At 64.4% G+C, this 14,480-nt stretch carries 10 protein-coding genes; 9 read left to right on the forward strand and 1 reads right to left on the reverse strand.

The features are described from left to right. Positions 1–57: 57 nt before the first annotated feature. The 5 genes from C6P64_RS14425 (at position 58) to rlmD (ending at position 6,836) form a co-directional block, all read left to right on the forward strand. Positions 58–2,664 (forward strand): cache domain-containing protein, encoded by a 2,607-nt coding sequence (locus C6P64_RS14425; protein ID WP_105749252.1) that lies wholly within the window; start codon positions 58–60, stop codon positions 2,662–2,664. A gap of 83 nt (positions 2,665–2,747) precedes the next feature. Beyond that, positions 2,748–3,590, forward strand: coding sequence for a 5'/3'-nucleotidase SurE (surE, locus tag C6P64_RS14430; RefSeq protein ID WP_105749253.1), 843 nt, complete (start codon positions 2,748–2,750; stop codon positions 3,588–3,590). After that, the gene (locus tag C6P64_RS14435; RefSeq protein WP_105749254.1) at positions 3,587–4,426 is read left to right on the forward strand and encodes a protein-L-isoaspartate(D-aspartate) O-methyltransferase; all 840 of its coding nucleotides are present in this window, start codon (positions 3,587–3,589) and stop codon (positions 4,424–4,426) included. Before surE ends, C6P64_RS14435 begins: the two co-directional genes overlap by 4 nt. Before the next feature lie 120 nt (positions 4,427–4,546). After that, positions 4,547–5,350, forward strand: a complete 804-nt coding sequence (locus C6P64_RS14440) for a peptidoglycan DD-metalloendopeptidase family protein (RefSeq protein ID WP_245911747.1) — start codon at positions 4,547–4,549, stop codon at positions 5,348–5,350. Positions 5,351–5,372: 22 nt separating this feature from the next. Next, positions 5,373–6,836, forward strand: a complete 1,464-nt coding sequence (gene rlmD / locus C6P64_RS14445) for a 23S rRNA (uracil(1939)-C(5))-methyltransferase RlmD (protein ID WP_105749256.1) — start codon at positions 5,373–5,375, stop codon at positions 6,834–6,836. 133 nt (positions 6,837–6,969) lie between these two features. Here the strand turns inward: rlmD and C6P64_RS14450 are convergent, their stop codons facing one another. Further along, entirely contained in the window at positions 6,970–7,662 is a 693-nt protein-coding gene (locus tag C6P64_RS14450; protein WP_105749257.1) for a Bax inhibitor-1 family protein, read from the reverse strand. A gap of 224 nt (positions 7,663–7,886) precedes the next feature. Here C6P64_RS14450 and ahpC point away from each other — a divergent pair, with 224 nt between their 5' ends. From ahpC to C6P64_RS14470, 4 genes are all read left to right on the forward strand, one after another. Further along, complete coding sequence (gene ahpC, locus C6P64_RS14455; RefSeq protein ID WP_105749258.1) at positions 7,887–8,450, forward strand: alkyl hydroperoxide reductase subunit C; 564 nt, start codon at positions 7,887–7,889, stop codon at positions 8,448–8,450. A 119-nt stretch (positions 8,451–8,569) separates the two neighbouring features. Continuing rightward, positions 8,570–10,135: an alkyl hydroperoxide reductase subunit F gene (gene ahpF, locus C6P64_RS14460; RefSeq protein WP_105749259.1), complete on the forward strand. Its 1,566-nt coding sequence runs from the start codon at positions 8,570–8,572 to the stop codon at positions 10,133–10,135. A gap of 59 nt (positions 10,136–10,194) precedes the next feature. Further along, entirely contained in the window at positions 10,195–13,782 is a 3,588-nt protein-coding gene (locus tag C6P64_RS14465) for a DEAD/DEAH box helicase (protein WP_245911745.1), read from the forward strand. Continuing rightward, positions 13,779–14,468, forward strand: a complete 690-nt coding sequence (locus C6P64_RS14470) for a sacsin N-terminal ATP-binding-like domain-containing protein (protein ID WP_105749261.1) — start codon at positions 13,779–13,781, stop codon at positions 14,466–14,468. The genes C6P64_RS14465 and C6P64_RS14470 overlap by 4 nt, the downstream gene beginning before the upstream one ends. Positions 14,469–14,480 lie beyond the last annotated feature (12 nt).

Here is a 14,480-nt window from a genome sequence, read left to right on the forward strand (position 1 = left end):
CGCAAGGCCCCGCTACAGTCTGTCTCCAGACGATCCCGCCCGACCCGGGCCGACTGCATGAAACTGGTTCCCGACGAAAAGACCCTGCCACGCCTGCACCTGGTCGGCACGCTCGCGATCGTGCTGCTGCTGGTGCTGCTGCTCGCCGGTCTGTTTGCCTGGCAGGGCTGGCGCTCGCACCGCCAGGCGCTGCACAACATCGAGCACGCGGCCCAGCTGCAGATCCAGGCTCGACTCGCGGCCGAGATGGACAGCGTGCTGGGCGTCATCGACTTCACGCGCGAGCAGACCGAGGCCGCGTTCAGGCGCAGCCTGGTCGACCAGGTCGATGCGGCCTTCGGCGTGATCGAGGCCCTCCATGCGCGCGAGTCGACCCGCCGCTCCGCGCCCGAGGTCCAGCGCCTGATCCTGGAGACCTTGCGCCCGGTCCGCTTCTTCGAGGGGCGTGGCTATTATTTCGTCAACGACATGCAGGGCCGCATCCGCCTGCTGCCGAACTCGCCCGAGCGCGAGGGCCTGCTCGAGCACGACAACCGCGACGACAAGGGCCAGCCCATCATGGGCCGCCTGATCGAGGCAGCGCGCCAGCCGCCCGGTCAGGGCTGGGCACGCTACCGCTGGTATCCGCTCGGCCAGCCGAGCCAGATGAAGGACAAGCTGTCCTATGTGCGCCATTTCGCTCCCTACGACTGGCTGATCGGCACTGGCGACTACCTCGAATACTGGCAGGATTACCGGCGCCAGGAAGCGCTCGAGCGCCTGCGTTCGACCCGCTTCGGCCGCAACGGCTATGTCGCGGTTGCCAGCTTCGAGGGCAAGACCCTGATCCTGCCCTCGACGCCCGACTTCGAGGGCCGGCATTATTCGGAGCTGCCGAGCCAGCAGGCCGAAGTGGTCGAGCGGATCATCGCCCTGGCCCGCGCCGGTGGCGGCTTCCTGAGCTACGACTGGACCGACCCTGCCAACGGCCAGCTCCGGCGCAAGACCGCCCTGGTCAAGGGCTATACCCCCTGGGGCTGGGTGCTGACGGTCACGATGTTCGACGACGAGCTGATGGCGCCGGTGGCGCGCGAACTCGCGCAGCAGCAGCTGCTCGGCCGCGAGCAGCTGCTGGGCCTGCTCTATGTGCTGCTGGCGACCGGCCTGCTGGCGGTCACCGGCTCGCTGCTGTTCTCACGCTGGTCCGGCCGGCTGTTCCGCGACTATCACCAGCGCAACCTCGAGCAGCAGCAGGCGCTGCGCGAGGGCGAGCTCAAGCTGCGCACCATCCTCGACAGCATCGACGCCGCGATCTTCATCAAGGGCACCGATTTCCGCTACCGCTATGCCAACCGCAAGGCCTGCGAGGACCTGGGGCGTCCCCTGTGCGACATCGTGGGGCGCGAGGATGCCGAGCTGGTCGAGCCGGCCCAGGCCAGGCAGGTCAGGGCCAGCGACCAGCTCGTGTTCGCACAGGGCGAGCGCGTCGAGAGCGAGTGGGTGCATGAAATCGGCGGTCGCCTGCTGGCTCGAGCGACGGTCAAGCTGCCGCTGCGCGATGTCAACGGCTCGATCTATGCGCTGTGCGGCGTCGCGACCGACATCAGCGAGCGCAAGCGGGTCGAGGCCGTGCTGGCGCAGGCGCGCGACGCCGCCGAGGCGGCCAACCGTGCCAAGTCCGACTTCCTGTCCAATGTCAGCCACGAGCTGCGCACCCCGCTCAATGCCATCCTGGGCATGCTGCACCTGGCGGCCCAGTCCGCGCTGTCGCCCCAGCAGCAGGGCTATCTGCAGCAGGCCCAGCGCTCGGGCCGCCAGCTGCACGACATCATCGTCGACATGCTCGACTACGCCAGCCTGGACCGAGGCCGCTTGCAGCTGCAGTCCAGTGCCTTCGTGCTCGGCGAATGGCTGGGCCTGCTGGCCTTGCGCACCGCGGGCGATGCGGCGGCCAAGGGCCTGGACTTTGCCTTCGGCATCGATGCCGGCGTGCCGGTCCAGCTGGTCGGCGATCCCCAGCGCCTGGGCCAGGCGCTGCAGCATTACCTGGGCAATGCGATCAAGTTCACCGAGCGCGGTTCGATCGCGCTGCAGGTCAGCCTGTGCCAGCTCGACCCCGAGGCCGTGCAACTGCGCTTCGCGGTCAGCGATACCGGCATCGGCCTCGACGAGCCGCAGCGCGAGCGCCTGTTCCGGCATTTCGAGCCGGGCGATGCCTCGACGACCCGCCGCCATGGCGGCGCCGGCCTGGGCCTGGTGCTGGTCAAGCAGCTCGCCGCGCTGATGGGAGGCGAGGTCGGCTGCGACAGCCAGCCCGGCCGGGGCTCGACCTTCTGGTTGACGGTCTGGCTCGGGCTGGCCGATAGCCAGGGCGGCGGCGGTCTCGAGGCGGCTTGTCGCTGGCAGCAGCAGTCGCCAGCGCTTGAAGCTGCCGAGGCGGTGGAACGGGCCGAAACGCGCGCCGAGCCCGCTGGCACGGCCCAGCCCGCGGACGACGCGCAATGGCCGCCGCTGCGCGAACGCCTGCTCGAGCTGCTGCGCCACGACGATGTCGACAGCCTGTTGCTGTTCGAGCAGCAGGAGGCCTTGCTGCGCGCCGTCCTGGGCCCGGACTTCCGAGCCTTGGCCCATGCGATGCGCCAGTACGATTTTCCCGCGGCGCTCGAACTGCTGCAGCGCCGCTAGCTGGCCTGCGCGCCGGGGCGCTGTCCGCCACCGCTCGGCCCTGGTCGGTGCACAATGGCGCCTGGCCTCTAGAATGACCGACGATGAAAATCCTCATTTGCAACGACGACGGCTACCAGGCCCCTGGAATCAATGCCCTCTACCAGGCCCTGGCCGACTTGGGCCAGGTCGAGGTGGTTGCGCCCGAGCAGAACAACAGCGCCAAGTCCAATGCCCTGACCTTGCACACGCCGCTCTATGTGCACCGGGCCGACAACGGCTTTCGCTATGTCAACGGCACCCCGGCCGACTGCGTGCACATCGCGCTGACCGGCTTGCTCGGCTACCGCCCGGACCTGGTGGTCTCGGGCATCAACAACGGCGCCAACATGGGCGACGACACCATCTACTCGGGCACGGTCGGCGCCGCGATGGAAGGCTATCTGTTCGGCGTGCCGGCGATCGCCTTCTCGCAGGTCGAGCGCGGCTGGGCCCATCTCGAGGCCGCCGCCGAGCGCGCCCGCGAACTCGTGCAGACGCTCGAGCCCTCGATCATGGCGCTGAGCCAGCAGGCGCAGGCCCGCACCGGACCGGCAGGCCACGCGGGCCAGGCGCTCAAGCCCTGGCTGCTCAATGTCAACCTGCCCAACCTGCCGCGCGAGCAGATCAAGGGCTTCAAGGTGGTGCGCCTGGGTCGGCGTCATGCCGCCGAGCCCGTGATCCAGCAGCTCAACCCGCGCGGCGAAACCATGTACTGGATCGGCGCCGCCGGTCCGGCCATGGATGACAGCGAGGGCACCGACTTCCACGCCACCAGCGCGGGTTATGCCGCGCTGACGCCGCTGCAGATCGACCTGACCGACCATGCGCGCCTGCCTGACTGGGCCCAGACGGCTGTCGGGCTGTCGCGTCGCGAGCCGCCCCCACCGAGGGCCGACCGCCCATGAGCCCGGCGTCGCGCCGGTCCGCGGGCTTGCCGCTCGCTGCCGCACCGAGCCGGACCAGGCCGGGCTTTCCGGTCCGGCTGGCGGGCCTTGGCGCACCGGCCCCGGCTGTCCAGGCCGCCAGCTTGCCAGCCGGTCCGCTGGCCGCCGCCCTGCCTGGTTCCCGCTCCCTGGTACCCATGCCGTCCGGCCTCGGGCTGGATTCCAGCGCGGTGCGCCAGGCCATGGTCGCCCGCCTGGCCGCGCAAGGCCTGTCCGAGCCGGCCGCGCTGCAGGCGCTGGCAGCCGTCGAGCGCCACCGCTTCGTCGACTCCGCCCTGGTCAACCAGGCCTACGAGGACACCAGCCTGCCGATCGGTCTGGGCCAGACCATCTCCAAGCCCAGCGTGGTCGCACGCATGCTCGAGCTGCTGCTCCAGGGCCGCAGCCGCCCGCTGGGCCGGGTGCTCGAGATCGGCACCGGCTGCGGCTACCAGTCCGCCTTGCTCGCACGCCTGGCACGCGAGGTCTACAGCCTCGAGCGCCTGCGCGCGCTGCACGAGCAAGCGCGCGACAAGCTCAGGCCCTGGCGTCTGCACAATGTGCATCTGATACTGGGCGACGGCATGCTGGGCTATCCCAAGGGAGCGCCCTACGATGCCATCATTTCGGCCGCCGGCGGCGAGTCGGTGCCGCAGGCCTGGCTCGACCAGCTCGCCCTCGGTGGCAGGCTCGTCGCCCCCGTCGCGCTGGTGCCTGGCCGCCAGACCCTGGTCGTGATCGACAGGACCGAGCAGGGCTGTGTCCAGACCGTGCTGGAGGCCGTGCACTTTGTACCCCTAAAATCAGGGCTTGCCTGACCGCAAGGTCGGGCGCTTCTCATTTCTAGCAGAGGTTTTCCGATGGAACGAATGGTTCCGCATTCCGGCGCATGGGCGCCGCATAGTGCTCGATTGCCACGCTGGTCCTTGTCGCTCGCCATGGCGGCCGGCCTGAGCCTGCTGGCGGCTTGCAGCACGACCAGCCTCGACGAGCCTGGACGTGCCCCGGTGACCGACCGCTCCAGCCGCGGCGCAGCGACGTCCGCCGCCGTCACGCCGCCGCCGGGCCAGGAGAACGCCGGCAAGCCGGGCTACTACACCGTGCGCCCGGGCGACACGCTGACGCGCATCGGTCTCGAGCAGGGCCAGAGCCCGCGCGACCTGGCGCGCTGGAACGCCCTCGAGAATCCGAACCTGATCGAGGTCGGCCAGGTCCTGCGCGTGGTGCCGCCTGGCAAGGAGCCGGCCGCGGCCAGCCCGGGCGTGACCGTCACGCCGGTGCCGGTGCCCGCTGCCGATTCGCGCGTCAAGCCCCGTGCCTTGAACGGCAAGGCCAGCGATGCCGCCAAACCCGTCGCGAGCCAGCCCGACGGGGAAGAGCTGAGCTTTGCCTGGCCGGTCAACGGCGCCTTGCTCGAGCGCTTCGACGAGGCGCGCAACAAGGGCGTCGACATCGCCGGCAAGGCCGGCGACCCGGTGCTGGCGGCCGCCGATGGGCGCGTGGTCTATGCTGGCGCCGGCCTGCGCGGCTACGGCAACCTCGTCATCCTCAAGCACAACAATACCTACCTGACGGCCTACGCCCACAACCAGGCCTTGCTGGTCAAGGAGGATCAGACCGTGCGCCAGGGCCAGAAGATCGCCGAGATGGGCAGCAGCGACACCGATCGCGTCAAGCTGCACTTCGAGGTGCGCCGCCAGGGCAAGCCGGTCGATCCGCTCAAATTCCTGCCTTCCCGCTAAATCTCCCTGCCTCCCCCTGCTGATGGAACAAGACAATCAAACGGCCGCCGATCCGGCGGCCCAATCCCTGCTGCCCGAGGGCTGGCTCGAGATCACCTCGATGGACCTCGACGCCCAGGGCGTCGCACGCAAGCCCGACGGCAAGGTCGTCTTCATTGACGGCGCCTTGCCGACCGAGATCGTCAGCGCCCAGACCACGCGCAAGAAGAACCAGTGGGAGCAGGCCCAGCTGACCGAGATCCACCGCGAGTCCTCGCTGCGCGTGGCGCCGCGCTGTCCGCATTTCGGCCTGCATGCGGGTGCTTGCGGCGGCTGCAAGATGCAGCACCTTGAGCCTGCGGCCCAGGTCGCGGTCAAGCAGCGCGTGCTCGAAGACAACCTCTGGCACCTGGGCAAGGTCAAGGCCGAGGGCCTGCTGCGCCCGATCGCCGGCCCGGCCTGGGGCTACCGCTATCGCGCCCGCCTGTCGGTGCGCTATGTGCACAAGAAGGGCGAGGTGCTGGTCGGCTTCCACGAGCGCAAGAGCCGCTATGTCGCCGACATGCGCGAATGCCATGTGCTGCCACCCCATGTCAGCGCCTTGCTGCTGCCGCTGCGCCACCTGATCCACGGCATGGAAGCGCGCGAGACCTGCCCGCAGATCGAGCTCGCCTGCGGCGACCAGGTCACCGCGCTGGTGCTGCGCCACCTGGAGCCGCTGTCGGCCTCCGACCTGCTGCTGCTCAGAGAATTCGCGCTGCGCCACAGCGTGGACGGCCAGGTGATCCAGTGGTGGCTGCAGCCCAAGGGTCCGGACACCGTGCACCTGCTCGACACCGAACCCGAGCCGGTGCCGCTGTCCTATGCGCTACCCGACTTCGGCATCGTGCACCCCTTCAAGCCGACCGACTTCACCCAGGTCAACCCGCACATCAACCGGGTGCTGGTCGCGCGCGCGTTGCGCCTGCTGGCGGTGCAGAAGGACGAGCGCGTCATCGACTGGTTCTGCGGCCTGGGCAACTTCACGCTGCCGCTGGCGACCCAGGCGCTCGAGGTGCTGGGCATCGAGGGCAGCGAGGCGCTGGTGGCGCGCTCGCGCCAGAACCTGGCGCGCAACCAGGCGCAGCGCGGCGGCCTGGCGCCCACCAGCTTCGTCGCGCGCAACCTGTTCGAGATGACGCCGGCCATGCTGGTGGCCGACGGCCAGGCCGACAAGTGGCTGGTCGACCCGCCGCGCGAAGGGGCGTTTGCGCTGTCCAAGGCGCTGGCCGACATCCACCAGGCGCGCATCGGCGCCGAAGGCGCCGAGCCGCTGCCGCCCGAGGCCGATGGCTGGAAGTTCCCGCAGCGCATCGTCTACGTCAGCTGCAACCCCTCGACGCTGGCGCGCGACGCCGGCCTGCTGGTGCACCAGGCCGGCTACCGCTGCACGGCCGCGGGCGTGGTCAACATGTTCCCGCACACCGCCCATGTCGAGAGCATCGCGGTGTTCGAGCGCGCGGACTGAAGCGCTGGCAGGCTGATCGCCTGCCGCCCGGGCCCGGCCCTGTGCCGGCCCGGCAGAAAACGAAAAAGGCCTGGAAATACTCCAGGCCTTTTTGCTGGGCCGTTGCCGGCCCGTATCAGTCGGTAGCCGCGTTTCAGTCGCGCTCGCCGCCGAAGATGCCCAGCAGCGCCAGCAGGTTCTGGAAGATGTTGAACAGATCCAGGTAGATCGCCAGCGTGGCGGTGATGTAGTTGGTCTCGCCGCCGTCGATGATGCGCTTGAGGTCAACCAGCAGGAAGGCGCTGAAGATCGCGATCGCCATCGTGCTGAGCACCGCCATGAAGGCGCTGCTGCCGACGAAGACGTTGACGATGCCGCCGACCAGCAGCACCAGCACGCCGACGAACAGCCACTTGGAGAGGCCCTCGAGGTCGCGCTTGATCGTACTCGCCAGGCTGGCCATGACCAGGAACACGCCGGCGGTGCCGCCGAAGGCGGTCATGATCAGCTCGCCGCCGTTGCGAAAGCCCAGCACATAGGCAATCATGCGCGACAGCATCAGGCCCATGAAGAAGGTGAAGCCCAGCAGCACGGCGACACCAGCGCCGCTGTTCTTGGTCTTCTCGATCGCGAACATGAAGCCGAAGGCGCCAGCCAGGAACACGATCAGCCCCAAGCCGCCGCCCAGGTAGGCCGTGATGCCGGTCGCGACGCCGATCCAGGCGCCCAGCACGGTCGGCAGCAGGCTCAGCGCGAGCAGCCAGTAGGTGTTGCGCAGCACCTGGTGGCGCTGTGCGGTCGAGACGGTGGCGCCGAAGTGGCCGAAGCTGTTGGGGTATTGATTCATGTCAGACCTGTCCGGAAAATGTCCGAGGGTCCAAAGCCCTCGCTCCAAGCTATTCTAGGACGGCTGCCGGCTTTATGCTGGAGGCCGGTCCGGAACCATGACAGAACTGGCGGCTGGCTATCGCCATCATTGCAACTATCAATCGTCGGGTGTCATAGTTCCGGGCTATGATTTATGCAGTCGTCAAGACCATGTTTCAACAACCGCAAGCGCAAGGAAATCTGATGTCCCTCATCAACACCCAAGTCCAGCCGTTCAAGACCGAAGCCTTCCACAATGGCAAGTTCATAGAAGTCACCGAGAAGAGCCTGCACGGCAAGTGGTCGGTCCTGATCTTCATGCCGGCGGCCTTCACCTTCAACTGCCCGACCGAGATCGAGGACGCCGCTGACAACTACGCCGAGTTCCAGAAGGCTGGCGCCGAGGTCTACATCGTCACCACCGACACCCATTTCTCGCACAAGGTCTGGCACGAGACCTCGCCGGCTGTCGGCAAGGCCCAGTTCCCGCTGGTCGGCGACCCGACCCACACCCTGACCAATGCCTTCGGCGTGCACATCCCCGAAGCCGGCCTGGCCCTGCGCGGCACCTTCGTGATCAACCCCGAAGGCGTGATCAAGACCATGGAAGTCCATGACAACGCGATCGCCCGCGACGTCAAGGAAACCCTGCGCAAGCTCAAGGCGGCCCAGTTCGTCGCCGCCAACCCGGGCCAGGTCTGCCCGGCCAAGTGGAACGAAGGCGCTGCGACCATCACCCCGTCGCTCGACCTGGTTGGCAAGATCTAAGCCTTTGCGCTAAGACGGCCTGGCGCCTGCAGGCGCCCAACCGCCGGACCGCGTCCGGGCGCTTGCGCCCAGCCGTCCGGCGTTTTCATTTCCGAATCCCAGACCTACAAGGACCCACCATGCTCGATCAAGCACTCAAGAACCAGTTGGCCGCCTACCTGCAGCGCGTGACGCAGCCGTTCGAGCTGGTGGCTTCGCTCGACGACAGCCAGACCTCGCGCGAGATGCAGGAACTGCTCGAGACCATCGCCGGCCTGTCCGCCCACATCACGCTGCGCACCGACGGCCAGGACGCACGCCGGCCCTCGTTTGCCCTGCAGCGCCCGGGCAGCGACCACCAGCTGCGCTTTGCCGGCCTGCCGCTGGGCCACGAGTTCACCTCGCTGGTGCTGGCGCTGCTGTGGACCGGCGGCCATCCGCCCAAGGTCGAGCCGGAGCTGATCGAGCAGATCCAGGCGCTCGACGGCGACTTCGCGTTCGAGGTCTACATGTCGCTGAGCTGCCACAACTGCCCGGACGTGGTGCAGGCACTCAGCCTGATGGCCATCCTGAATCCCAAGGTCAAGACCACCGTCATCGAGGGCGGCGCCTTCAAGGCCGAGGTCGAGGCGCGCGAGGTCATGGCCGTGCCGATGGTCTTCCTCAACGGCGAGGTGTTCGGCTCGGGCCGCATGCTGCTCGAGGAGATCGTCGCCAAGCTCGATACCGGCTCGGCCGCGCGCGAGGCCGCCAAGCTCGACGAGAAGGCTCCCTATGACATGCTGGTCGTCGGCGGTGGCCCGGCTGGCGCCGCTGCCGCCGTCTATGCCGCGCGCAAGGGCATCCGCACCGGCGTCGCCGCCGAGCGCATGGGCGGCCAGACCAATGACACGATGGCGATCGAGAACTACATCTCGGTGCTCGAGACCGACGGCCCGAAGTTTGCCGCCGCGATCGAGGCCCAGGTGCGCCATTACGGCGTCGACGTGATGAACCTGCAGCAGGCGACCGCGCTGATACCGGCCGAGTCCGAGGGCGGCCTGGTCCAGGTCAAGTTGGCCAACGGCGCCACCTTGAAGGCCCGCTCGGTGGTGCTGAGCACCGGCGCGCGCTGGCGCAACGTCAACGTGCCGGGCGAGCAGGAATACAAGAACAAGGGCGTGGCCTACTGCCCGCATTGCGACGGCCCGCTGTTCAAGGGCAAGCGGGTGGCGGTGATCGGCGGCGGCAACTCAGGGGTGGAAGCCGCGATCGACCTGGCCGGCATCGTGGCCCATGTCACGCTGATCGAGTTTGCCGACCAGCTCAAGGCCGACGCCGTGCTGGTCGCCAAGCTGAAAAGCCTGCCCAACGTCACCATCCACGTCAATGCCCAGACCACCGAGATCACCGGCGCCGACGGCAAGGTCAACGGCATCAAGTTCAAGGATCGCGTCTCGGGCGACGAGCACCTGGTGCCGCTGGAAGGGGTGTTCGTGCAGATCGGCCTGGTGCCGAATACCGAATGGCTCAAGGGTACGGTCGAGCTGTCGCGCTTCGGCGAGATCGTGGTCGATGCCAAGGGCCACACCAATGTGCCGGGCGTGTTCGCGGCTGGCGACTGCACAACAGTGCCGTACAAGCAGATCGTGATCGCGGCGGGCGAGGGCGCCAAGGCGGCGCTTAGCGCCTTCGACCACCTGATCCGCCTGCCGGCAGCGGCCTGATGTAGCAAGGAGCAAGATCTCTGAAAAACTTGGTGCGTCCGTCTTCGATTGCATAATGATTGCAATTCAACAAGACGGATGTTTCCAAATTTCAGATGAACGAGCTTCTACGCAAATCCGGTGGGGTCATCGCGCATTGGCTGGAGGCAAAGCTCCCAGCTTTGAGTACCGACTGGTGGATGGAACAGGTGGTGAATCGCCTGACCTTTCAGCAGCAGAGACTAGTAGAAGAAAAGCGCATCCAAAGTCTGGCTGGTTTGGACTTGGCTGCAGTGCTTCGAGTCCTGGACCAAAACTGGAGCGAGCTTGCCGGTGCGGAGCCACTGCCTCGCGAAGCACGAACCTGGGTTAAAGAGCTCCAGAGTGTACGAAATAGGTGGGCACATGCTCCGGCCGGTGGTCTCAGTCCGACCGACGCGTTTAGGGACGCTGACACTTTGGAGCGGCTTTTGGAAGTCGTTAGTGCGAGTGTCGACCTGCTTGCAGAGGTTGGGCGATTCAAACAGGCCACGCTGGCTCGGCTTGTTCCTCCAGCGCCTTCCTCCCTGCAGGAGCAAGCTACCTCGCCAGCATCGTCGACCCTGGTACCAACTCACAGGTTCTCCGTTGGCCAGCTACTTTGCCTCAAGTCGAATCCCGCAGCGATATTTCCTGTTCTTGATGTGCTCGCTAGCTCTGGCGGGGAGACGCGATATCGGGTCTTCGAGGGCGGCTCCAGGCAGGTCTACTACGAAAGCCAGCTCCAGGCGCTTGACGAGGCTGAAGATAGTCGGAAGCTGCTCTCGGCGAATGAACTCTCAGCGCTGCTTAGCTCCGTGCAGCTCTCCTCGCCTTCAGCATCCTCGCTCTACTCGCTGAATTCTGGTCGGGTTCGCTTCGTCCCGTACCAGTACCGGCCCGTATTCAAGCTTATCAACGCTGACCGACCGCGCTTGCTGGTCGCAGATGAGGTCGGTGTTGGTAAGACCATCGAGGCTGGTCTCATCCTCAAGGAACTACAGGCCCGTAGCGACATCAAGTCTGTTCTCATCATTTGCCCGAAGGCCCTGGTCGCGGAGCGGAAGTGGGAGCTTGAGATGAAACGCTTCGACGAGAATTTCGTACCGCTTACCGGAGCGCTGCTTCGTCATTGCATCAAGGAAACCCTCCTGAGTGGGGAGTGGCCTGTCCAGTACGAGAAGGCAATTTTGCCGACCTCGCTGTTCGACAACGACCTGTTGTTCGGCAAGTCTGGAAAGAGCAAGTCACGAGATCCAGGCCTGTTGGAGCTCGATCCGGCGCCCAAGTTCGACCTGGTCATTGTCGACGAGGCCCACCACATCCGGAATCCCGACACCTTCTTGCATCAAGCCGTTCGTTACTTTGCGGACAACGCGGAGGCGGTGGTCTTCCTGTCTGCAACGCCCGTTCAGCTGGGGCGGGAGGATCTGTTCACCCTGCTGAATGTGCTTCGACCAGACGTCATCATCGACCCAGCAAGCTTCAGTCAGATGGCCGAACCGAACCCGTTCATCAATGCAGGTATCCAGGCTTGTCGGCGCGGGGGCGACGGCTGGGCCGACGAGGTCCGCAAGCAGCTTAGAGAAGTTTCTGGCACTTCCTGGGGACGCGAAGTCCTTGCCGTCAACCCAGACTTCCAGCATATCTACGATGGCCTTGCAGAAGGGCCTGACGACGGACTTTCCCGCATCAAGACGATCGCTGCGTTGGAAGGTCTGTATACGTTTAGTTCGCTCATCAATCGAACACGTCGCCGCGACATCGGTGAGTTCACTACTCGCAAGGCTGAGACGGTCACAACGGACTTCACGCCGAGCCAAAAGGAACTTCACGACGACCTGCTCTCCGTCATCGCTCGCATCCTGGCGCGGCTCCATGGAAATCAGAACGTTAAGTTCATGATGACTACGGTGAGCCGGCAAGCCGCGAGTAGCCTTTACGGGCTCGCTCCTGCCCTCCAGGATATCCTGGAGGGAAAACTGGCTCAACTTGAGTCGGAGGACGATGGTGAGGGTGCGGAAGAGCGCGACCACACCTTCATAGAGCAGATTCGGGGTGATATCGAGTCGCTGATTCAGCGCGCAAAACGCCTCGACCCGAAAGACCCGAAAGCCGACGCCTTCATGCATGTCGTTCGCGACAAGCTGGGCATGCCGCGAAACAAGGTGCTGGTCTTCAGCACGTTCAGGCACACGCTCCGCTACCTGGTGGGTAAGCTCAACGGAGCTGGGGTGCGCTTCGGCCTTGTCCATGGCGGAGTTTCAGACGAGGAGAGGGTCGAACTGCGCAGACGCTTCTCGCTACCCAAGGAGGACGAGTCGGCGCTGGATGTGCTGCTCTCGTCAGAGGTGGGCTGCGAAGGTCTGGACTTCCAGTTCTGCGACTGTCTGGTCAACTTCGACCTGCCTTGGAATCCGATGCGCATTGAGCAGCGCATTGGCCGTATCGACCGCTACGGACAGACCAGCGAGACCGTTGGTATCTTCAACTTTGTAACCCCAGGAACCATCGACGGCGAGATCTACGACCGATGCCTCTCCCGTATCGGTGTATTCCAACACGCGATTGGCGGCAACGAGGAAATTCTTGGCGACATCACTCGAGAGCTGCACAGCATCGCTGAGACCTTCAGCCTGAGCGAGGCTGAGCGCTCGCTGCGTCTTCAGCAGCTAGCCGACAACAATATCCGCCAGATTGAGGAAGAGCAGCAGCTGGAGCAGAGGCAAGGTGAGCTGTTTGGACTCAACATCGCAGCCGCCAGTTGGGAGCAGCGGTTGGAGCAGTCGCGCAACCACTGGCTTGAGCCCATGGCTCTTGGACGTGCCGTTACGTCGTACTTGAGCCGACGGCTGGGGAAGGAGCAGGAGTACCTGCTCGGGGACAAGTCGATCAAGACACTGCGCGTAGGCGTTGAAGGCCGAGCTTCTCTGCTGGAAGACTACCGGAGGCTCCCTCGGTCCACGGACCCCATGAACCGTGCATGGGAGAAATGGCTCAAGGGTACTGTACCAACTCTCCAGGTTACTTTTGAGCAAGAGGCAGCTGTCAACAATCCAGCCGCAGTCCTGCTCTCGCTGGGGCACCCGATCCTTCGGCAAGCTGCTGGCTTCCTGCAAGAGCCAGAGGCAGTGATGGTGAAATTGCGCGTCAGCCACGACTCGCTTCCCGTTGGCGTACATCCCTTCGCACTCTATCGATGGAACCGACAAGGGGTTAAGCGCGATGAGGAATTGGTCCCGGTCGTTGCCGACAGCCAGGTGGCAGCAATGTTGCTTGAGGTGCTCCCGGTGTCTACAGATGCACCTGACCTTGAATTGCCGACGCAGCAAGTGTTCGACGAGCTTGACTCAGTCCACCATCAGCATTGGTTGGCCCAATCCACACAGCACGCAGAAGATAACAGACAGCTGGTAGGCATCCGAATTCAGAGTCTCACGGCCAGCTTCAATGCACGAAAATCTATTTTCGAAGACTTGGTTTTTCGTGCCACGAACGACAAGATTCGAATCATGAAGGCTGCAGAGCTTGAGCGTGCAACGGTTGACTTCGATGTGCGTGTTGCGGCACTTCGACGAGCGGCTGAGAGTGGCGACATCAAGGCTACGCCGGCAATATTTGGAATTCTTGAAATCAGGAGGCAGGCATGAGCATCATTAAGAAAATCGCCATTCTGCGCCAAGGACTATTGGATAGTATTAAGGCCAACGAGGGTGATATCAACCTTCAGATATTTGAGGACTTTTACCCGGATGAAGCGCACTTCATCTATGAACTACTGCAGAATGCGGAAGATGCTGGTGCGACCGAGGTTGCATTTGAACTAACCCAGCACGGATGTTCGTTCGAGCACAACGGGGCAAGGCACTTTGATGAACGAGATATTCGCGGAATAACTGGTATATCGAATAGCAGCAAGAAGGAAAAAACCGACAAGATAGGAAAGTTTGGCGTCGGTTTCAAGTCAGTTTTTGTTTACACGGATTCGCCAATTGTCTTCTCAAAGAACCACAGCTTCAAAATAGTCAAGCTTGTACTTCCTGTAGAGGTCACTCCCAAGAAAAATCTTGGAGAGCGGACTCGTTTCGAGTTGCCATTCGATAATCCTAAAAAGAATGTCAAGGCCGCCCACACAGAGATTAAGGCCGGTCTTGAGCAGCTCTCTGAGATCACTCTTCTCTTTCTGAAAAATACCAGGAATATCAAATGGAGAATTAACGACAAGAACGGTGAGATCCTTCGATTGCAGCATTCAGAGCATCACATAGAGGTGCGTGGTGTTGTCAACGGAAAAGAGGTTTTCAGTTCACACTGGTTGTGCTTCACCGCCGAGTGATTTCAAGGTGTC

This window comes from Malikia granosa (assembly GCF_002980595.1).
GTDB lineage: Bacteria > Pseudomonadota > Gammaproteobacteria > Burkholderiales > Burkholderiaceae_C > Malikia > Malikia granosa.